We start from the raw sequence: 18,152 nt of genomic DNA, 5'->3' as shown, positions 1-18,152 counted from the left end.
CGGACCGTCCAGCTCAACGAAGGCGCCGGCCACCCGATCATAGGCCCGCAGCGACACAAACCGGTCGCTGAGCTCAACGCCATAGGCGCCAATATTCTGCACGGGGGCGGCGCCGACGGTTCCCGGGATGCCGGCAAGATTCTCCAGCCCCCACAGCCCTTCCCCAACAGTGTGGGCAACCAGCGCGTGCCAATTTTCGCCGGCCTGCGCTTCCAGAATGAGATCACCATTGTCGCCGACGATCAGCTCCCGCCCCCGCGTCGCGATCAGGGCGGTAATGCCGTCAAAGCGCTCGCTCAGGATGACATTGCTGCCCTCGCCCAGCATGCGCACCGGCAGGCCCTGCTGGTCAGCCAGCGCGAACAGCGACGGGATATCAGCCTCGTCGACAATGGTACGGGCGAATTGCGAGTGCGCAGCAAGCCCGAAGGTGTTGTGCGCCGTCAGGTCGTAATCCTGCGAGAGGAACTGGTTCATGGCGCGCCCATCGACTCCATTTTGTCCGGGGCGGACAAGACGACGGGAGCGCGCAGCTTGCAAGTACCTATTGTCGAGCTCGGCGGTATCTGTCGCGTCCGTCCGGTCGCTAGGCGGAGCCGCCAGCCGATTTGCTGCGGGCGCCTTCGGCCCATTTGAGAATGTCGCTCGAGGACATGGCCCCGGAAACCCGGGCGACTTCCTTGCCGCCTTCGAACAGCAGCATGGTGGGGATGCCGCGGATGGCCAGACGCGTCGACAGCTCAGGGGCTTCGTCCGAATTGAGCTTGAGAAAACGCATGCCGGGCTCGGCCTTGCTGGCCGCCTCAGCGAATTGCGGGCTCATGACCCGGCACGGTCCGCACCAGGGCGCCCATACATCGACCAGCACGGGGATGTCGGTCTTGGCGATCTGACGCTCGAGATTGCTGGCAGACATGTCGGCCGGGGTGCCGCTGAACAGCGCGGTTCCGCACTTACCACACTTGCCTGCAGCGGCGTCCTTGTCGGTTGAAACCCGGTTGATGGCACCGCAGGCGGTGCAGACGACGTGATTGGATTGGCTCATCTTGTGTCCTGACGCGAGTTGTCGGGGATGGTCTGAAGCTATCTGACCAATTGCATGCGCACCAGCTTGGCGCCGAGCAGCAGCCAGGGCGCGCCATGGAACACCAGATCGAAAATGTCCATTGGCCGGGTCAGCGTGCCGTTGAACAGCATGCGGATCTTTTCCACCAGATGGGGTTCGGGCAGGAACGGCGCCAGACCCAAAGTGAGCGCCAGCAAGATGAAGGGCGTAAGCGGGAGACTGTCGAACCAATCCATGGTGAACCTCTGCATTCTTCAATATTAGAACTACCTAATATACATTCTGCTTCGGCGCAAGGGATGGGTCACAAAGAATGGCTTGCTCAGGCTGAGGCGGATCGGGGCACGAAAATCCGCTGCGCCCGAGAATTTGGCCAAGCCATCGCCAGACACCGCCCAGGGGCTGCACTAGAGTGCGCGCAATGTGAAATATGGAGTTTGAGCATGCGTTTTGCACTGTTTGCCGCCGCCGCGGTCATGAGCGTCGCCAGCATGGCCACTGCCGTCCAGGCCGAGCGCCTCACCGATGCGCCGCTGGTTGATGCAGGCTGGCTGGAACAGCATTTGGGCAATGAAGGCCTGGTGGTCCTCGACGTACGCGATCCCGTCGACAATGTTGCCGCCTATGACAGCGCACACATTCCCGGCGCCATTTCGGCCCCCTATGGTTCGTCCGGCTGGCGCCTGGAAATCGACGGCGTACCCGGCCAGTTCCCCGGTGTCGAGGCCACCTCCGCGCTGATTGGCAAGCTGGGCATTGGCAATGACGACCATGTCGTCATCGTGCCGCAGGGCACCAATTCCTCCGAATTCGGCGCCGCAACCCGCGTCTACTGGACCTTCAAGGTGCTCGGCCACGACGCCGTGTCGATTCTCGATGGCGGCGCCCGGGCCTGGGAAGCTGCTGGCGGTGAGGTGAGCGCCGCTGCCACCGTGCTCGAGCCGACCAGCTTCAACGCCAATTTCCAGCAGCACCTGCTGGCAACCACGGCTGATGTCCAGGCTGCCCTGGCTGATGGCACCACATTGGTCGACGGTCGTCCGGTCGCCCAGTATCGCGGCGAAAGCAAGAGCCCGGTGGCGCGCGTTGCCGGCACCATTCCCGGTGCCGTCAATATCGACAATGGCCTGCTCTACAATGCCGACAGCGCCTCCCATATCAGCGCCGATCAGGTGGCACAGCTGGCATCCAGCGTTGGCCTGGGCGCCGACGAAGCCAATATTGCCTTCTGCAATACCGGCCACTGGGCATCGGTGGTCTGGTTCGGCCTGTCCGAAGTGCAGGGCAACAAGAATACCCGCATGTATGACGGCTCGCTGGCCGAATGGACCGCTGACGAAGCGCGTCCGGTTGCCAACGGCATCTAGCTGCTACGCCGGCTCAACAATCAACAATGTCCAGAGCCCCGGTTCTGGACATTGCGCGTTCGGGCCTCCAATAGTCGACCAGTTTTCCAAGGGGGCGTGCGCGCCATGAGTGAGATTTCTGCCACCAGTTCGGGGCCCGCGCCGGCGTCAGGCGGCCTTAATGTCGACAAGGGCGTTGTGCTGGTCGTTGCGCTGCTGATGGTGCTTGCCGCGCAGGTCATTGGGCAAGTGATTTCACCCCGCCAGTCGCTGCTGTTCCTGATCGGCGGCCTGTTGGGCGCAACGCTGTATCACGCTTCCTTCGGTTTCACCGGTGGCTGGCGGCGAATGGTGGTCGAGCGCCGTGGCCGGGCCATGCGCGCCCAGATGCTGATGATCGCCGTGGCCGCCATCGCCTTCATGCCGCTGTTGGCCATGGGCAATGTGTTCGGTCAGCCGCTGGTTGGCGCCATGGCCCCAGTGGGTGTCTCGGTGCTGGTCGGCGCGGCCCTGTTTGGCCTCGGCATGCAATTGGGTGGCGGCTGCGGTTCGGGGACACTGTTCACCGTTGGCGGCGGCAGCGCCCGCATGCTGGTCACCTTGCTGTTCTTCATCATCGGTGCGGTCGCGGGTACCGCCCACCTGCCCTATTGGCTCACTTTGCCAGCTTTGCCGCCAACCAGTCTGGGAACATTGTTCGGTGTTCCCGGTGGCGTGGCCGTGACCGTGCTGGGTCTGGCAGCCATTGCCGGCGTTACGGCGCTGATCGAACGCTCGCGGCATGGCAGTCTTGAGGCTGCTCCCCGCCCGGCCCGAAAGGGTCTCGAGCGGCTGCTGCATGGCCCTTGGCCGCTGGTGGGCGCCGGATTGGCGTTGGCTGCGCTGAACCTGGCGACGCTGCTGTTGGCGGGCCATCCCTGGTCGATCACCTATGGCTTTGGGCTCTGGGGCGCCAAGCTTGCCCAGGCCGTCGGCGTCCCCGTCGCCAGTTGGGAGTTCTGGACCTGGCCGGCCCAAGCCAGCGCCCTCAATGACAGTGTATTGGCTGACACCACCTCGGTGATGAATTTCGGGATCATCCTGGGCGCCGCACTGACCGCCGGTCTGGCCGGCAAGTTCGCCCCCAAGGTCGTGGTACCGCTGCTGTCGCTGCTCGCAGCCGCGCTGGGTGGCCTGCTGATGGGATATGGCGCGCGACTGTCGTTTGGCTGCAATATCGGGGCGCTGTTTTCGGGCATTGCGTCGGGCAGCCTGCATGGCTGGCTGTGGTTTGCCGCTGCCTTTGTCGGTAGCCTTGCTGGCGTCTATGCGCGCCCCCTCTTTGGTATGGACGGTTTCAAACGCTCATGAGCAATCGCAATACTCTCCTGTTCGGCGCTGCGCTGATCGCCGCAACCGGCGCCGTGGCGGCCGATCACGTCGCCCATCGGGTTTCTGCCCCTCCAGCCGTCGCGGCGGCTTCGGCCAGCGCTGCACCGTGTTCCGCCGCGCCCTGCGCGGCAGCGCCCTGCGTCGGGGCTCCGGCGGCATCGCCATGCTCCGCTGCACCTACTGCCGCGCCATGCTCAGCTGCACCTGCTGCCGCGCCATGTGCGGCGGCACCGGCGGCATCGCCCTGTTCAGCGGCGAGCCCCTGCGCAGCCGTCGCCCCGTGTTCTGCAGCCCCTGCACCCACTGCCGCACCATGCGCCGCCGCAGCGCCCTGCGCGGCGGCCGGTCAGTAGGCGGTCCGGTGATGGAGGCGATGCGCCGCGCGGCGCAAGAGGCAGTGTTCTGCGAGACGATTCTCGCCAAGTCCGGCGACAATGTTCTGCTGGAGACACTGCGTGGCGCCACGCCCGTCACCTGGGAACATTACCCACCCGGCGATGTGTTTGATCGCGATAGCGGCGCACAATGGTATTATCACTGCCACAATGGCGGGCCGGAGGCAGCCGAACACGGCCATTTTCACTGCTTCATCCGTCCGCAGGGCAAGGATGGGCCGATCCATCATCTGGTGGCGGTCGGGGTGGATGCCTATGGCAAGGCGATCCGGCTTTTCACCGTCAACCAGTGGGTGGTCGACGATGTCTGGGCCGATGCCGACAGCACCATCGCCCTTCTGGACGCGTTCGACGTGCAGATGGCGCGCCCCTCCTACCTGGTCAACCGTTGGCTGACCGCCATCATTGGCTTGTATCACAACGAAATTGCGGCGCTGATCACCCAGCGCGATGCGGTGCTTGCAGCCCATGTGCCGCCCCACGGCACCGACACCCGCCAGGACCGGGCGCTTGAGGTGGTCTCGCAATGCAACATCGAGCTGCAGGCGCGCGCCGCCGAGCTCGGCATCTGAGCCGGCAGCCTCGGCCCGACCGCGTTGCCCGCGCTACGCTCATGCCACAGGGAACGCCTGAGCTGTCGAGGGCGTTGATCACGAGGACCTGCACACAAGGATAATGGACCATGGATCATTCCCAGCATACGCCTCTCAGCAGCGGTGAACTCACGCCGGAAAATCTCCAGGGCGCGACCATTTACGGCGCTGACGACGCAGCAGTGGGCCAAGTCTCGCATCTGCATGGCAGTGGCGCCGCCTGTCAGGTCGTTGTCGAAGTTGGTCGCTTCCTGGGTCTGGCCTCCAAGCCGGTCGTGCTGGGGTTGGGGCAATTGGAGTTCATGCGCGACGCCAAGGGCGAAGTGCATGCCGTGACGAGCTGGACCAGGCAACAGCTTGAGGACATGCCCGAGCATAGTGACTAGGCGCTCCCGGTGCTTTGCTTTTGAGCCCAACGCCCAGCTTGTCGGCTGCAGAAACTCAGCACACACAAATCGCCGCCGATTTGATCGGGATCAAGCTAACCGCCTGACTTCTGGATAAACTGTGGCAATGTAGTCCATGGGAGATCTGAGATGGAAATACGCAATATTGTCGTCGGCTTGACCATCGATTTGGTCGACCCGGACCTGGTCGCATTGGCGGTGGATCTGGCGCAGCAGCACAAGGCCAGCCTGACGGGATTCACCGCCGCGCAGCCGCCAGTTGTGGCCAGCGTTGGCGCGGGTGACGTCGCTGCGACGCTCTACACCGAACAGCTCAATGAAATTGAGGCCTCCGTTGCGGCGGCACGCGAGAAATTTACAGCGCTGGTGCCGGCCAGTCTCGAGCACAAATGGTCCGGTCGCGTGCAGCAGCCTTCCTTGGGCCTGATCGACATTGCGCGCACCGCCGATCTGATCGTCATCGGCTCGCAAGGGGAAACCCGCGATGCCGGTTATCGCACCATCGATATTGGCGAAGTGCTGCTGGGCGCCGGTCGGCCCGTACTGCTCGCCGCTGCCGGATCGACGCAACTCAAGGCCGACAAGATCATCATCGCCTGGAAAGACACCAAGGAGGCCCGCCGCGCCATCGTGGATGCCCTGCCCCTGCTCAAGGCGGCCAGTGATGTTCAGGTCGTTGTGATCGACGAAGGCAATCTGGCAGCCGAACGGGCCAGCATGCTGGACGCGGTGGCGTGGCTGCAAAGTCATGATGTGGCAGCGCGCGGTGAAGTCTTGCCCGATGAAGGCGGGGCCGCCCAGTCCATAACCAGTGCAGCGCAAACCATGGGTGCTGACTTGATCGTCAGCGGCGCTTATGGCCACAGTCGGCTGCGCCAATGGCTGATCGGCGGCATGACCCGCGATCTGCTGGCAACGCCGGGCATCCACCGCTTCCTGTCCAACTAGCGACGCCATTTCTGGTGGCGCTGCTGATTATGCAGGGCCACCAGCACTAGGTGTTGTCTCGCGCGCGCCTTAGCGCTCCCAAAAACGCGGCCAGTAGATGTCGCTGTCAAAATCCTGCGGGATGGTCGAGAGGCGGGAAATTGCCTTGGCGGCATATTCGACCTGCAAGGCATAGTGGCGGACATCCTCAGGCATGGGCTGCCCGGTGAGAAATTCACGCGTACGCCAGTCATTGAGCCGGATTGCGCGTAGTCGTCGATGGGCTTCGGCCTCGACATCCTCGATCCGTATCGCCACCAGCCCGGATAGTGGATCGTGCCGGGAAGGCTCGGTCCACTCTCTGCTACCCTCGATTACCGCGAAACGCACCTGGTCCCCTGCTCTCTGGCAGTCTGCCCGCGCGGCCCTGCCTCTGTCATGACAATGACACGGACCCCTTACCGAACCGGTAATGTGGCGGCTTGGCAAGTTGGCTGGTCATGCTAGAACGTCCAGCATGTCCATCCTTTACGTCATGGCCGCACAGGCCGAGTACGGCCCGCACCTGCAAACCAGGATCAAGCCCCTGATGACCGGCGTGGGGCCGGTGGAAGCAGCTGTCGCTGTGACGCGCGCTTTGGCCGAAGCCCGACCCTTGCCGCGCCTGGTGGTGTCGCTGGGATCAGCCGGGTCACGTACGCTGGCCCAATGCGGGATTTATCAGGCCGCTTCGGTCAGCTATCGCGACATGGATGCCTCGGCCCTGGGCTTTCCCAGGGGCCAGACGCCATTCCTGGAGCTGACACCCGTACAGACGCTCAGCCCGAGCATTCCCGGACTACCGGGCGCAAGCCTGTCGACGGGCGCCAATGTGGTTTCGGGCCCCGCCTATGACGGGATCAATGCCGACATGGTGGATATGGAAACCTATGCGGTGTTGCGGGCCTGTCAGGCCTTCGGTGTACCCTTGGTCGCGCTGCGCGGCATTTCAGACGGCGTCGCCGCGCTCGGGCATATCGATGACTGGACGCAGTATCTGCATATCATCGATGAAAAGCTGGCCGCCGCAGTCGACCTGGTCGAGGTGGCGATGGCCACCGGTCGCCTCTAGCGCTTGGAGCGCTTCTTGTCGCGACGGGCCCGGCTCCAGGTACTCCACTTGCGCATGCCACGCACAATGGCGGTGTTGACCGGGCCTTGCAGGAACGCCAGATCCAGCGCCAGCAGCAACAGACCCAGGGGCAGCATCCAGATACCGAGCACTGGCAGAAAGCTGAAGATGCCGCCAAAGATCAGCACGATGCCCAGCGGAATGCGGAACCAGCGGGCACCGGGGCGGCGCAAATGCGCCAGAATACCGGCTGTTTGCGGTATGTGGCGCGCAATGCGGTCGAATTGGCGGTTCAGGCGAGCGCGGCTTTTTAACATTGGTGTCCCACGGATCGCGGATGCAGAGCCTATGATGTAGTGCGGCATAGCCCCTACGCCAAGGGACATTGATGCGTTGGCCGGCACCATTGGGCGACAATCCGCCTTATGCGCGCCCGATTTGGGGGAACTTCCGGGTCTGGCCAGAGTTGAGTCAGTATCATCTTTCAAGGAGCGTCCAATGGCAACGACAACGCAACGTGCACTCAAGCGCGCAGAACACAGCGGCGAAGCGATATCTGACAACCTGGCGCAGCAGGTCGCGGCATTGCGCAAACAGGTCGACCAGATTTCGCATTCGGTGCTGTCCTACAGCGATCACACTTTCGATGACGTGCAGGAGAATGCGGTGGCCATTGCCCGTGAGGTCGGCCATCAGGGGCGCGTTGTGGCGCGTCAGGTCGGACACCAGGCCAATATCGCCGGCAAGGCCGTGCGCGATAATCCGGTGCCGGTCATTGTTGCGCTGGGCACGATCGCACTGATTTCGGCCCTGATTTTCACCCGCGACTGAGCGATCTCAGCGCGTTAACATTTCGCTAACCGTCCGGGTCAGGCCTTCCTTAAGGCTGCTGGGTCATTTCTGGTCGCAACTATAGTGTTGCGACTGGCGGAGACTGACCCATGCGGACGATCACCAGAGTGGCCTTGCGCGCAGCGGCCGTTGCCATTGTCGGGACCGGTCTGGGCGGGTGTAGCCTGCTCGGCATCAGCTTTGGCACGGCCCAGCTGAGCGCAAAGGAATGCATGATGCGGGCGATGTACTTCGAATCCAACCGCTCCAGTCCCGATGGCATGCTGGCGGTGGGCACAGTGGTGATGAACCGTTTCAACGATCCGCGCTATCCCAAGTCGATCTGTGGCGTGGTAGGGCAGAAGAACCAGTTCGCGCAGGGCGTTCTTACCCGCAAGATGACCGATAGTGGGGCGGTTCTGGCCTCTCAGATGGCCGATCAGGTCATCAATGGCGCGCGCCATTCGGGCGTCCGTGGCGCCAAGCACTTCCACACCGCCGGACTGCGCTTTCCCTACAACAACATGCACTATGTACTCGAGGCGGGCGGCAACGAGTTCTACGAAAAATACTAGGGGGCGCGTCGAACCAGCGACGCCGATGGCTCGCTAGAGCTTGGTGCCGGTGCGCAGCACATAGCCAATGACAATGGCGACTGCTTCATAGAGTTCGATCGGAATGGTGTCGTCGATCTCGATGCCGCTCAGCGCCTGGGCGAGCACCGGATTGGCCTCGATGATCACATCATTTTCCCGGGCCAGCGCGACGATCCGTTCCGCCACGATGCCCTGCCCTTTGGCCACCACGCGCGGGGCATCGCGGCTGCCCTTTTCGTATTGCAGCGCGACAGCCAGCGAGCGCTCTCTGGGTTCATCGCTCATCGGCTGGAATCCACCAGATGGCCCGGATCTGACGGCTGTTGCGGCGCCGGCGGCGCGCCGTGCCGCACAATGACCGCGCCGGGCGCCAGGCCCGCGCCTTCCAGGGCACCGCGCAGCCCCTCAATGTCGGCCTCCAATGCCTCGGAGGTCGCCCGCTCGCTGGCCCACAGCATGACGCCGGTAGCGCTGCCGCGCAGCGACACCTGCGCCCCCACTTCACCCAGTCCCGGCAGATTGATGGCAAAGCGCATTTGCCAGCCGCGTTGTTCGGGATCTTCGGCGGCACCGTGTTGATCGCGATGGATCTGCAATTGCAGTAGGGCCAGGTGCCCGCCAATGACCACCGGCAGTTCTGTGCTCCAGTCGGCGGTTTTGACATGGGCTTCGGGCAGGGAGGCGTGCTGATGCAACCGCATCCGCGCCAGCGCAGATTCCGTGCGCTCAAGCAAATGCTTGCCGATCTCCTCGGCCCCGGCTGCCGGATCAATGGGCGGGATATCGAGGGCGCGGGCCCGCGGGATCTTGCCGCGCAATGGTGGCGCGATCTGGGATACCGGCAGCACAGGGGTCTGTTGCCCGAGCCAGCTCGTCAGGGTCTGGCGTAAGGCCAGCATGGCCGCTTTCATATCGGCCTGGGGCGAGGTGAGTGGCGTTCCGGGCCGCATCAGCGCGGCCTCCTGAAACACGCCTGAGTTGAGCACGGCCTTCTGCAACGTGCCACCATCCAGCCTGTCGCCACCAATATTGATCTGATTGTTCAAGACCTGCTGGGCGGCCCGGGCGACCGGTTCGGGCAACGCCACCCTGCCCGCGATGGTGTTCAAAGCGGTCGCTAGGCCAGCAAGGCTGTTTTGCTGGGGCAGCGCAGTTTGCACCATCTGAGCCAGCGCCGCCTGTGGCGTGCTGGGCATAAGGGGGGCCAGTGGCGCGGTGCCGGCGATCTGACCCGCTGCAACTATCGTCGCGGGGTTTACCGCGAAATTGGCTGGTACTGAGGCAGTGGCGGGATTGCCTGTCGCGGCGGCATAAGGCGCAGCCTGACGCGGCACTGCAGCCGCAGGCTGCGCCACTGCGGTAGCCTGTGCCAAAGCGGCCGGCGGGACTGCAGCGGCGGCCTGCGGCACAACGGCCGGCGGCGTGGCTAGGCCAGGCGGCGCCACTGACACGGGTGCACCGGGCGCTGCAGCGCTGGTAGTGGCGATCACCGGCGGTGATCCAGGGCCGGTCGCGGCTGGCAGAACGCTGGCAGACTGTCCGGCTGCCGGAACGCCGGCTGCCTGGGCCGTCGGTGCGCTGGTGGCCGAGCCCGGCGACGGTGGGGCGGTTGGCGCGGGCTGGGCGGCACGCGTCGGTGCTGCCATCACAGCGGCGGGCGCTGCTGGGTTGGCCGGAGTCTGGACCACTGCGGAAGTCGTTATCTGGGTGGCCGGGCCGCCGGGCAGCAAAGGCGCCAGCGGCGTGGTCGGACTGGCCTGCAGCGCCAGCCTGAGTTGGGCGCCATTGCCCTGCACCTCAAGCCTGAGCGTTTCGCCGGCTTTGACGGCCTGCGGCAGGATGAGGTTCAACAATTGACCCGAAATCTGCACCTGCGTTGCACCATTGAGCCCCGGACCGACAACCCTGGCGTCGACGATCTGTCCTGCCTGCAGGGCAAGCGCCTGCAGGGCTCCGCTACGGGCAGCCGTAACAATCTGGGGTAGCTGCTTGGGGATAATCATGGTGGACCTGCCCCGCCGCGCCATGCGGCAGCGCTAGTGTAGCGCAGCGCCAGCATCCAATGATTCTGCCTCGCTTGGGAAACTTAACGATGTATGAGCGATGTCAACGAAGGGGACAGTGTCACTGCCACCTAGTCCGGGCGGACGTCGGTATAGCTCTTGGTCGCCGGCTTGCCACGGAAAGTCACCCAGAAGAAGTTCAGCGTATAGGTACCGGCGGTCCGGAAAACGCCCTCCTTCTCAAGGCGCCGGCCGGAAGTCTTCATCTTCAGCGCGAAGGTCCACTTGACGGCGCCAACCTTGGACAGACGTACCGCCACATCGGTATCTTCGCCAAAGAACTCGATCGAGCGATCATAGCCGCCGACCTGCTGCCAGGCTGCCCGCTTGAACACAAAATTGCCGCCCTGCACCACTGAGCCAACCCGCAGGATGTAGCGGTTGAGCACGTAGATCAGATAGGTCAGCCCGTAAAACATGTTGACCAGCAGGCGGTTCCAGAAGCTCATGTCGTAATAGACATAAGGGCCGCTGAGGCAGACGAGCTTGGGATCGCGAGCAAACTGCTCGAAAACGGTGTCCAGCCAGCCAGCCGGAACAATCGTGTCACTATCGATATTGGCAACCAGGTCAAAGCCCTCGGTTGCCGCAAAGCCGGCATCACGGGCATTCACCAGGCCCTTTTTGGGCTCATCCACAACGCGAATGCTGGGGTAGCTGCGGGCAATTTCGCCCGTGCGGTCCGTGGAAGCATTATTGACCACGATGATCTGCGCATCGACGCCGGCACGGGCAATTTCGGCCACCACGGAGTCGAGGCACTTGCCGATCAGCGCCTCTTCATTATAGGCGGGTATGACAAATACCAGTTTCATTGCTGCCTCGCACCAGGCCGGAACAGGCCCCGGTCGGTGCAAATAGCGCCTGTGGGCAGATTGGGCAACACAAAGCGCCGTTTTTCCATGGGCTTTGCCGCCAGGACGCCAATTGCGCGCCCCGCCTGGTCGACCGGAGGGAAAATGCCCAAAGGACAATTGGCCTCCGGCTGACGGCAGCGGGCTGGGTGGCTAGCCGATATAGTCGCGCTTGCCGATGGGCGCGCCATTGGCCCGCAGGATGGCGTAGGCGGTGGTGATGTGGAAGTAGAAATTCGGCAACACCCGCTGGGTCAGGTAGACCAACCCGTTCTCCTGCACGTCCTTGCCGCCCAGCCTCAGCGTCACCTCACGGGTCTCGCTGCCCGCCAGATCGGCCGGCTGGATGGTGGCCAGCAGGTCGAGCGCCTTGCCGATGCGGGTGCGCAACTGGTCAAACGTCTCTTCGGTATCGGGCCAGGAGGGAACATCGCGCCCGGCCAGGCGCGACACGCAGCCCTTGACGTGATCGGTGGCAATCATCACCTGTCCGCGAAACGGGATCATGTCGGGCGCCAGCCGCGCATTGGCCAGCACGGCAGGGTCGAATTTGCGCTCGGTGGCGTTGGCCTCGGCTATATCCATGATGGTCAGTAGATTGGTCAGCATGCGGGTAAAGACCGGCACGGTCAGGTCATAAACAGCGATCGACATGGGCAGACACCTTGATTGTCGGGACACGAAAGGGAACAGTCCCATGCGCTTGCATGGGCAAGCTGACAAGTGAGTTTGCTATGCGCCCCAATCAAGACCAGTCAACGGCCCGCAAATCTGCCCGGTTAACCGGGTTCGGGCGACTGCGGTCAACGCTGCGCCTGCTCTATCACAGCCAGTCGCCCAAGGCGCAGCGATTCCAGATGTCCGTGCTGGTGGTGGATCTGGCGATCATTGCCTTCTTCATCGCCTCGCCGCTGCTGCGCGAGTACGAGTCTTTTCTGTGGATCGACTATTCGATCGCGCTGCTGCTGGCGGCCGATCTGACGGCGCGGGCTCTGGCCTCGACCGATATGTCGCGCTGGGTGCGGCAACTTCCGGTCATCATGGACATCTTCATCCTGGTGACCCTGCTGGCCCCCACCTGGTTCTTCAACCTGGGCTTCCTGCGGATCTTGCGCCTGTGGACGCTGACCCGCAGCAGCACCTTCTGGCGGCCGCTGCATCGACGGGGGCTGTCAATCTACCGCGAGACCATCCAGGCGGTCATCAACCTGCTGGTGTTCCTGTTCGTCGTCACCGGCTTCGTCTACACCGCCTTTGCCAACCGCGGCACGGACAGTATCGCTGGCTATATCGACGCGCTCTACTTCACCGTGGCCACGGTCACCACCACCGGCTTTGGCGATATCACGCTGCCCGGTCCCGGCGGCAAGCTGTCTTCCATCGCCATCATGATCGTGGGCATTTCGCTGTTCGTGAAGCTGGCGCAATCCATCTTCCGGCCCAACAAGGTGCACTTCCCCTGTCCGCAATGCGGCCTGCAAAAGCATGACCCGGACGCCGTGCACTGCAAGGCCTGCGGCCATATTCTCAACATCCCCGATTCCGGCCACTACTAACGGATAATCGCCAGCCGGACGCGGAAACAGGCGCCGGGCAGCGGCCCTGGCACTAGTTCGAGCGTGCCATTCATCCGGGCCACGATCTGACGCGAGATGGCCAGTCCCAGCCCCGCGCCGGTCTGATCGCTGGCGCCGTGTTCACCGCGCGAGAACTTCTCAAAGATCAAGGTGCGTTCGCCCTTGGGAATGCCCGGGCCGTTATCGGCGATCTCCACCACGTAATTGCCGGCCTTGAGCGATGAGACGACCCGCACGACCGGGTGCTCGGCGTCGTTGTATTTGACGGCGTTGGAGACCAGGTTGATGAACACTTGGCAGAGCCTGTCGGCGTCACCTTCGACCATGGTCACGCCAGCACGTTCGCCCAGTTCCACCTGCATGCCACGTTGGCGCAACAGCGCTTCACAAACCCTCAGCGCCCGATTCAGCGCGTCTTCGGCGTCAATCGGTACATTGTCCCAGGCCCTTTCCCCGCGCTCAAGCGCGGAGAGATCAAGGATTTCGTCGAGCAATTTGGTCAGCCGCAGGCTTTCCTGATGAATGGTGGAGACGAAATGGTGGCGCTGGGCTTCGTCAATCCCTTCGGGCTCGAGCAGAATTTCCGAGAACGAGCGGATCGAGGTCATCGGGGTGCGCACTTCATGGCTGACCTGGCTGAGAAACTCGTCCTTCTGGCTGTCGAGTTCGCGCAATTGCACATTGGCATCCTCGAGCTTTTGCGCGGTGGAGCGCAGTTCGGCCGAGGTCTTTTCCAATTGCTGGGAGTATTCGATCACCTGCTGGGTTTCGTCGACCATCTGCATGACTTCTTCGAGCGACACATCGCTACCGGAGACGACCTTGGACAGCATCACATGGGCGGACGCCGCGCCGATCGAGCCCGCCAATTCACGCTCCAGCTTGCCGATGAACTCCGAGGTCGGCTCCAGTTGGTCCGGCGCAACGCCAATCTCGCGCGCCGCCGTCTCGAACAGCGCTGCAGCGCGCCGCTCGCCCAATACCCGTTCGGCGACGAAGAACAGGTCATTGGCCGTGGCAGAGCCGCGTACAAAATTGCCTTGCGCGACATGACCCCGCCGAAACACGTCGACAAACAGCGTCGCCTGAATGCGCTCGAGCGAGGATTGGCTGGTCAGCAGCGAGACCACGGTCAGCGTCACCACATTGATGCTCAGGCTCCAGAACGCGGCGTGGCTGAGGGGATCGAGCCAATCGAGCCCGAACAGCGCCTCCGGCCGCAACCACATGATGCCCCATGGACCGCTGTGCAACAGCATCGCCACCTGGGGCGATACCGACTCGAACGAGGGCAGGAAACTGCACCACACCCAGACGACAAACCCTGCCGCGATGGCGGCAGTTGCCGCCTGCAGAGAAGCGTCCCGCCAGAACAGGGCAGCCAGAACCGCGGGAAAAAACTGGGCAATCGCCGTAAACGAGATCAGCCCGATTGGCGCCAGGGCGTCGGAGTCGCGGGTAAAGAAGAAATAGAAGAAGCCCAGCGACAGGATCAGCACGATGGAGAAGCGCCGGGCCACCAGCAGTGAATGGCTGACCCCCTGCCCGTCGCCACTGCGCCTGCCGGTACTGAAGCGCAGCACCAGCGGCATGACGATGTGGTTGGACACCATGATCGACAGCGCAATGGATTCAAGGATGATCATTGAAGTAGCCGACGAGAACCCGCCAATGAAGGCAAACAAGGCCAGCGCATCCTGTCCAAAGGCCATGGGCAAGGTCAGCGCGAACATGTCCGGGTTCGATCCCGCAGGCATCACGGTCAGACCGAACATGGCGATGGGCAGGATAAACAGGCTCATCACCAGCATGTAGCCGGGAAAGGCCCAGCTCGCGACGCGTAGGTGGTTTTCGTCGGAGTTTTCGACCACCGTCACTTGAAACTGGCGCGGCAGACAGACAATGGCGGCGATAGACAGACCCAGAGTGGTCAGCCAGCGGCTGTCAAAGGTGTCCTGGGGTTGCTCTCCCACCCCCAGTTCTGCAGCGCCGCTGAAAATGCCTTCAAGACCCCCGCCAGTGTAGACCACGAATACCCCCACAGCCACCAGCGCTGTCAGCTTGACGATGGCTTCAAAGGCGATCGCGGCCACCACCCCGTGATGCTGCTCCTTGGCGTCGACATGACGCGTACCGAACAGAATGGTGAACACCGCCATCGCTGCAGCGACACCAAAGGCTAGGCCAACATCATCAATGCCGGCCAGGCTGCCCTGCCCGAACTCGGAGGCACCGGCAACCGTCTGGATGGATGAGGTGACCGCCTTGAGTTGCAGCGCGATATAAGGCGCGATGCCGATCACGGCGATGCAGGTCACCAGCACCGCCAGCCGGTTGGATTTGCCAAACCGGGATGACAGCAAATCGGCCAGCGAGGTGATGCGTTGATTATGGCTGATGCGAACCAGCCGACGCAGCAGAAACCACCAGCCGACAAACACCAGTGTGGGACCGAGATAGATGGTCAGAAACTCAAGCCCGCTGCGGGCGGCGTTGCCGACGGCGCCGTAGAACGTCCAACTGGTGCAGTACACCGAAATGGACAGGGTATACACCGCTGGCGAATGCAGAAATGATCTCTTGTTCGACCGGGCCCGCCGATCACCGAAAAACGCCAGCACAAACAGCAGACCAACATAGCCAACCGCTGTGGCGATGACGAAATCGGCCGACAGCATCAGTCGGTCTCCCGCTCGGCGGCAGGATCGGCAGGCTCGTCCGGCAGTTGGCGCGCCAGCGCTGCCGTCCCCAGGATCAGCAGCAGCCAGACGCCGAACAGATAGATGACGATCTGGGGGATGCCGGAATGGCTGATCGGCTGGTTGAACACATAGACCAAGGGCGGCACCAGCAGCACCGTACCAAACACCGTCAGCACCAGCATGCTGGCAATCAGCTTACGCCGTTCCACCTTGCCTACCCAACAATTGCCGTACCGCGCCAACAACATCGGCATTGGCGTAGGGCTTGGTCACGAAGCCGTCAGCGCCCAGTTCATCGGCCGTCCGGCGATCCTGTTGCTGGCCCTTGGCCGTCAATATGAGCACCGGCAAATCGCGCAGTTCCACATCGGCACGGATCTGTTTGAGAATGTCAAAGCCGCTGCGTCTGGGCAGCATGACGTCGAGCAACAACAGGCGTGGCGCCATTCGCCGCACCGCGTCCAGCACTGCATCGCCATCGGTCACCGAACGGATGCTGTAGCCGGCACGGCGCAGTATGAAGTCGAGCGATTCCAGAATGCTCGGTTCGTCCTCAGCAATAAGTATGTCGATTGCCAAATTTCCCCCTTGTCAGACGCGGTCTCCCCTCCGCGAATGCCCGATCACTTAACCGCAATCAGTGGTGATCGCCAAGCGCAAATGCCGATGGCAGCAGGGGAGCCCGTGTGGGCGAGGCGGCAATATCGGATGACAGCGTCTCTTCCTGCCGGCTGGCGCAGTCGCGACGCGTACAGAGCCGGCAGCTCGGCCCTACCGGAATGTCGGCCGAGTGATCATTCAGATCCAGCCCCGAGGCGTAGATGGTGCGGTCTGCGTGCAGCACATCGCAAGCCAGCATGACGGAGGATGCCACGATTTGCTCGCGAAAGGCCGCCGTGCGGTGCTGCACAGTACGGGCGAGGAACAAATAGCGCGAGCCATCGGAAAAGCGCACCATCTGCCGCAACAGAGCCTCGGGCGTACGAAAGGCACCATAGATCGCCCACAGCGGACAGGCATGGCCACTATTGGGCAATAACAGGCCCGGCAGGGGAAAGTGCTTGGTGAGACGCCCGGCAGGATCCGAGCGCAGGAAGCCGAATGGCACCCCCTCCTGGCCCGGTCGGCGCAGGGTCACCAGGCGATGGGCCACCTGCTCAAAACTGGCACTATAAACCTGCCCGAGGTAATCGATATCATAAGCGCTGGCCTCGGCGTCCGCCAACACCCGCTCATATGGAAACACCATGGCACCGGCGAGATAGGAACCGATGGCGCGTGACGCGAACCGGCGCGCAGTTGCGGTCGAGAGCACGGCGCTCTGCATCGTCTGGTTGATGGCATCGGCCGCCGCCAACTCCCCGAACAGGCGTGCCAGCTGGAACTTGCGGGTCGCCAAAGTCGTCGCCCCCTGGAACCACATGCGGCGTGTTTGGGAGTCGAACTGGTACTGACCGGGAAAGCCGGGATCGTCCGCCGGGCCGCCAAAGACCACGACCACGCCGAATTTATCCTCGAGCAGCGCCGCCAGTGTCGTCACATTGAATGGACCGGTCCTGGCGACCTCCAGCCGCAGGCTGTCCGCCACGTCCTCGAGGTCAGGGAAATAGTTTTGCCGCTCGATGATCATGTCGTCGATTTCGCGCGCCGGCGACACATTGCGGCTGATCTCGCTGGAGGTGTCGAACTGACCGATCAAATTGCGGGCCACGTCCGACAGCGTTATTGACCCCCGCCGGATGGCGCCCAGAAAGCGCTGCCGCTCGGCATCGTCCAGATCGGTCACATCCTCCAGAATTTCCGCGCTGGAGCGAATAGCGGTAACGCCGGACAGGATTTGGTGCAGCAACTGGCTCAGCAATGGATCTGAGCGGAGACGATCAGCGTAGGCATCAGCATTGGAGACGGCATCGGTATAGGCCCGGTGCAGCCGCGCCAAGGCAGCCGCGCTGGCCGGGTACTGGGCCACCAGATCACGCCGCTCGTCGGGCCGAAATGGCAGCGATTCGACAATTGGGTCCGCGAATGCTTCTTCGAGGTCCTGCAGCAATTTCTGCTCGGCACGACCGGCTAGTTCATCGACATCGATCTCCAATTGGGTCGCGACACGGTTCAACAGCGCCCCGCCAATATCGCGTTTGTTGTTTTCGATCAGGTTCAGATAGCTGGGGGAAATGCCCACCAGTCGGGCCAGCCCCGCTTGAGAAATCTTGAGCGATTTCCGCCTGTTGCTGATGCGAAAACCGATTGGTGCGCGCATGTTTTTCTCCTCCGCTCCTGAGCGCCCTGTCAACTAATTTACTGGAACTCGTC

Annotated in this window: 22 protein-coding genes; 9 read left to right on the top strand and 13 right to left on the bottom strand. The window is 62.9% G+C overall.

What is annotated here, in order from left to right; all coding sequences use genetic code 11:
* The 3 genes from Q8O80_RS15685 to Q8O80_RS15675 form a co-directional block, all read right to left on the bottom strand.
* A partial coding sequence (locus tag Q8O80_RS15685) for an FAD-binding protein (RefSeq protein WP_305580905.1) occupies positions 1–477 on the bottom strand: 477 nt, incomplete at its 3' end.
* 109 nt (positions 478–586) lie between these two features.
* Positions 587–1,045: a thioredoxin TrxC gene (trxC, locus tag Q8O80_RS15680; RefSeq protein ID WP_305580903.1), complete on the bottom strand. Its 459-nt coding sequence runs from the start codon at positions 1,043–1,045 to the stop codon at positions 587–589.
* 38 nt (positions 1,046–1,083) lie between these two features.
* The gene (locus Q8O80_RS15675) at positions 1,084–1,302 is read right to left on the bottom strand and encodes a hypothetical protein (protein ID WP_305580901.1); all 219 of its coding nucleotides are present in this window, start codon (positions 1,300–1,302) and stop codon (positions 1,084–1,086) included.
* A gap of 207 nt (positions 1,303–1,509) precedes the next feature.
* Between Q8O80_RS15675 and Q8O80_RS15670 the strand changes: the two genes are divergently transcribed.
* From Q8O80_RS15670 to Q8O80_RS15650, 5 genes are all read left to right on the top strand, one after another.
* Positions 1,510–2,433: a sulfurtransferase gene (locus tag Q8O80_RS15670; protein ID WP_305580899.1), complete on the top strand. Its 924-nt coding sequence runs from the start codon at positions 1,510–1,512 to the stop codon at positions 2,431–2,433.
* A 105-nt stretch (positions 2,434–2,538) separates the two neighbouring features.
* On the top strand, positions 2,539–3,762 hold the full coding sequence (locus tag Q8O80_RS15665) for a YeeE/YedE family protein (RefSeq protein WP_305580897.1): 1,224 nt from the start codon (positions 2,539–2,541) through the stop codon (positions 3,760–3,762).
* 385 nt (positions 3,763–4,147) lie between these two features.
* Entirely contained in the window at positions 4,148–4,750 is a 603-nt protein-coding gene (locus Q8O80_RS15660; protein WP_305580907.1) for a hypothetical protein, read from the top strand.
* A 110-nt stretch (positions 4,751–4,860) separates the two neighbouring features.
* Positions 4,861–5,157, top strand: a complete 297-nt coding sequence (locus tag Q8O80_RS15655) for a PRC-barrel domain containing protein (protein WP_305580895.1) — start codon at positions 4,861–4,863, stop codon at positions 5,155–5,157.
* A gap of 150 nt (positions 5,158–5,307) precedes the next feature.
* Positions 5,308–6,126, top strand: a complete 819-nt coding sequence (locus Q8O80_RS15650) for a universal stress protein (RefSeq protein ID WP_305580893.1) — start codon at positions 5,308–5,310, stop codon at positions 6,124–6,126.
* 69 nt (positions 6,127–6,195) lie between these two features.
* Here the strand turns inward: Q8O80_RS15650 and Q8O80_RS15645 are convergent, their stop codons facing one another.
* Positions 6,196–6,495, bottom strand: coding sequence for a hypothetical protein (locus tag Q8O80_RS15645; protein WP_305580891.1), 300 nt, complete (start codon positions 6,493–6,495; stop codon positions 6,196–6,198).
* A 127-nt stretch (positions 6,496–6,622) separates the two neighbouring features.
* On the opposite strand from Q8O80_RS15645, the gene Q8O80_RS15640 reads away from it, so the two are divergent.
* Positions 6,623–7,216, top strand: a complete 594-nt coding sequence (locus tag Q8O80_RS15640) for a 5'-methylthioadenosine/S-adenosylhomocysteine nucleosidase (protein WP_305580889.1) — start codon at positions 6,623–6,625, stop codon at positions 7,214–7,216.
* Here the strand turns inward: Q8O80_RS15640 and Q8O80_RS15635 are convergent.
* Positions 7,213–7,533 carry a hypothetical protein gene (locus Q8O80_RS15635; RefSeq protein WP_305580887.1) on the bottom strand — a complete coding sequence of 107 codons (321 nt, stop codon included), beginning with the start codon at positions 7,531–7,533 and terminating at the stop codon, positions 7,213–7,215. The genes Q8O80_RS15640 and Q8O80_RS15635 overlap by 4 nt on opposite strands.
* A 181-nt stretch (positions 7,534–7,714) precedes the next feature.
* On the opposite strand from Q8O80_RS15635, the gene Q8O80_RS15630 reads away from it, so the two are divergent.
* Both Q8O80_RS15630 and Q8O80_RS15625 read left to right on the top strand, forming a co-directional pair.
* The gene (locus Q8O80_RS15630; protein WP_305580886.1) at positions 7,715–8,047 is read left to right on the top strand and encodes a hypothetical protein; all 333 of its coding nucleotides are present in this window, start codon (positions 7,715–7,717) and stop codon (positions 8,045–8,047) included.
* A gap of 110 nt (positions 8,048–8,157) precedes the next feature.
* Positions 8,158–8,622, top strand: coding sequence for a cell wall hydrolase (locus Q8O80_RS15625; RefSeq protein WP_305580884.1), 465 nt, complete (start codon positions 8,158–8,160; stop codon positions 8,620–8,622).
* 33 nt (positions 8,623–8,655) lie between these two features.
* On the opposite strand, the gene Q8O80_RS15620 is transcribed toward Q8O80_RS15625, so the two are convergent.
* The 4 genes from Q8O80_RS15620 to Q8O80_RS15605 form a co-directional block, all read right to left on the bottom strand.
* Complete coding sequence (locus tag Q8O80_RS15620) at positions 8,656–8,928, bottom strand: EscU/YscU/HrcU family type III secretion system export apparatus switch protein (RefSeq protein ID WP_305580883.1); 273 nt, start codon at positions 8,926–8,928, stop codon at positions 8,656–8,658.
* Entirely contained in the window at positions 8,925–10,646 is a 1,722-nt protein-coding gene (locus Q8O80_RS15615; protein WP_305580881.1) for a flagellar hook-length control protein FliK, read from the bottom strand. Before Q8O80_RS15615 ends, Q8O80_RS15620 begins: the two co-directional genes overlap by 4 nt.
* A gap of 131 nt (positions 10,647–10,777) precedes the next feature.
* Entirely contained in the window at positions 10,778–11,521 is a 744-nt protein-coding gene (locus Q8O80_RS15610; RefSeq protein WP_305580879.1) for a glycosyltransferase family 2 protein, read from the bottom strand.
* Positions 11,522–11,713: 192 nt separating this feature from the next.
* Positions 11,714–12,214, bottom strand: coding sequence for a DUF1993 family protein (locus tag Q8O80_RS15605; protein ID WP_305580877.1), 501 nt, complete (start codon positions 12,212–12,214; stop codon positions 11,714–11,716).
* A gap of 80 nt (positions 12,215–12,294) precedes the next feature.
* Between Q8O80_RS15605 and Q8O80_RS15600 the strand changes: the two genes are divergently transcribed.
* On the top strand, positions 12,295–13,116 hold the full coding sequence (locus Q8O80_RS15600) for a potassium channel family protein (RefSeq protein ID WP_305580875.1): 822 nt from the start codon (positions 12,295–12,297) through the stop codon (positions 13,114–13,116).
* On the opposite strand, the gene Q8O80_RS15595 is transcribed toward Q8O80_RS15600, so the two are convergent.
* From Q8O80_RS15595 to Q8O80_RS15580, 4 genes are read right to left on the bottom strand one after another with little or no spacing between them, the layout of a single operon-like run.
* Positions 13,113–15,815, bottom strand: coding sequence for a sensor histidine kinase (locus tag Q8O80_RS15595; protein WP_305580873.1), 2,703 nt, complete (start codon positions 15,813–15,815; stop codon positions 13,113–13,115). The genes Q8O80_RS15600 and Q8O80_RS15595 overlap by 4 nt on opposite strands.
* Positions 15,815–16,048, bottom strand: coding sequence for a hypothetical protein (locus tag Q8O80_RS15590; protein WP_305580871.1), 234 nt, complete (start codon positions 16,046–16,048; stop codon positions 15,815–15,817). The genes Q8O80_RS15595 and Q8O80_RS15590 overlap by 1 nt, the downstream gene beginning before the upstream one ends.
* Positions 16,035–16,418: a response regulator transcription factor gene (locus tag Q8O80_RS15585; protein ID WP_305580869.1), complete on the bottom strand. Its 384-nt coding sequence runs from the start codon at positions 16,416–16,418 to the stop codon at positions 16,035–16,037. The genes Q8O80_RS15590 and Q8O80_RS15585 overlap by 14 nt, the downstream gene beginning before the upstream one ends.
* A gap of 58 nt (positions 16,419–16,476) precedes the next feature.
* Complete coding sequence (locus Q8O80_RS15580; RefSeq protein WP_305580867.1) at positions 16,477–18,099, bottom strand: helix-turn-helix domain-containing protein; 1,623 nt, start codon at positions 18,097–18,099, stop codon at positions 16,477–16,479.
* Between the last annotated feature and the right edge of the window lie 53 nt (positions 18,100–18,152).

This window comes from Devosia sp., assembly GCF_030689745.1.
GTDB lineage: Bacteria > Pseudomonadota > Alphaproteobacteria > Rhizobiales > Devosiaceae > Devosia > Devosia alba.
The sequence above is the reverse complement of the archived record's forward strand: the minus strand, read 5'-3'. Positions and strand labels throughout refer to the sequence as shown.

Coding starts and splice junctions, on each gene's coding strand:
- Q8O80_RS15660 (WP_305580907.1), top strand. CDS start 4,148: ATGGAGGCGATGCGCCGCGCGGCGCAAGAGGCAGTGTTCTGCGAGACG.
- Q8O80_RS15650 (WP_305580893.1), top strand. CDS start 5,308: ATGGAAATACGCAATATTGTCGTCGGCTTGACCATCGATTTGGTCGAC.
- Q8O80_RS15625 (WP_305580884.1), top strand. CDS start 8,158: ATGCGGACGATCACCAGAGTGGCCTTGCGCGCAGCGGCCGTTGCCATT.
- Q8O80_RS15670 (WP_305580899.1), top strand. CDS start 1,510: ATGCGTTTTGCACTGTTTGCCGCCGCCGCGGTCATGAGCGTCGCCAGC.
- trxC (WP_305580903.1), bottom strand. CDS start 1,045: ATGAGCCAATCCAATCACGTCGTCTGCACCGCCTGCGGTGCCATCAAC.
- Q8O80_RS15615 (WP_305580881.1), bottom strand. CDS start 10,646: ATGATTATCCCCAAGCAGCTACCCCAGATTGTTACGGCTGCCCGTAGC.
- Q8O80_RS15635 (WP_305580887.1), bottom strand. CDS start 7,533: ATGTTAAAAAGCCGCGCTCGCCTGAACCGCCAATTCGACCGCATTGCG.
- Q8O80_RS15595 (WP_305580873.1), bottom strand. CDS start 15,815: ATGCTGTCGGCCGATTTCGTCATCGCCACAGCGGTTGGCTATGTTGGT.
- Q8O80_RS15610 (WP_305580879.1), bottom strand. CDS start 11,521: ATGAAACTGGTATTTGTCATACCCGCCTATAATGAAGAGGCGCTGATC.
- Q8O80_RS15665 (WP_305580897.1), top strand. CDS start 2,539: ATGAGTGAGATTTCTGCCACCAGTTCGGGGCCCGCGCCGGCGTCAGGC.
- Q8O80_RS15600 (WP_305580875.1), top strand. CDS start 12,295: ATGCGCCCCAATCAAGACCAGTCAACGGCCCGCAAATCTGCCCGGTTA.
- Q8O80_RS15655 (WP_305580895.1), top strand. CDS start 4,861: ATGGATCATTCCCAGCATACGCCTCTCAGCAGCGGTGAACTCACGCCG.
- Q8O80_RS15580 (WP_305580867.1), bottom strand. CDS start 18,099: ATGCGCGCACCAATCGGTTTTCGCATCAGCAACAGGCGGAAATCGCTC.
- Q8O80_RS15605 (WP_305580877.1), bottom strand. CDS start 12,214: ATGTCGATCGCTGTTTATGACCTGACCGTGCCGGTCTTTACCCGCATG.
- Q8O80_RS15675 (WP_305580901.1), bottom strand. CDS start 1,302: ATGGATTGGTTCGACAGTCTCCCGCTTACGCCCTTCATCTTGCTGGCG.
- Q8O80_RS15640 (WP_305580889.1), top strand. CDS start 6,623: ATGTCCATCCTTTACGTCATGGCCGCACAGGCCGAGTACGGCCCGCAC.
- Q8O80_RS15620 (WP_305580883.1), bottom strand. CDS start 8,928: ATGAGCGATGAACCCAGAGAGCGCTCGCTGGCTGTCGCGCTGCAATAC.
- Q8O80_RS15630 (WP_305580886.1), top strand. CDS start 7,715: ATGGCAACGACAACGCAACGTGCACTCAAGCGCGCAGAACACAGCGGC.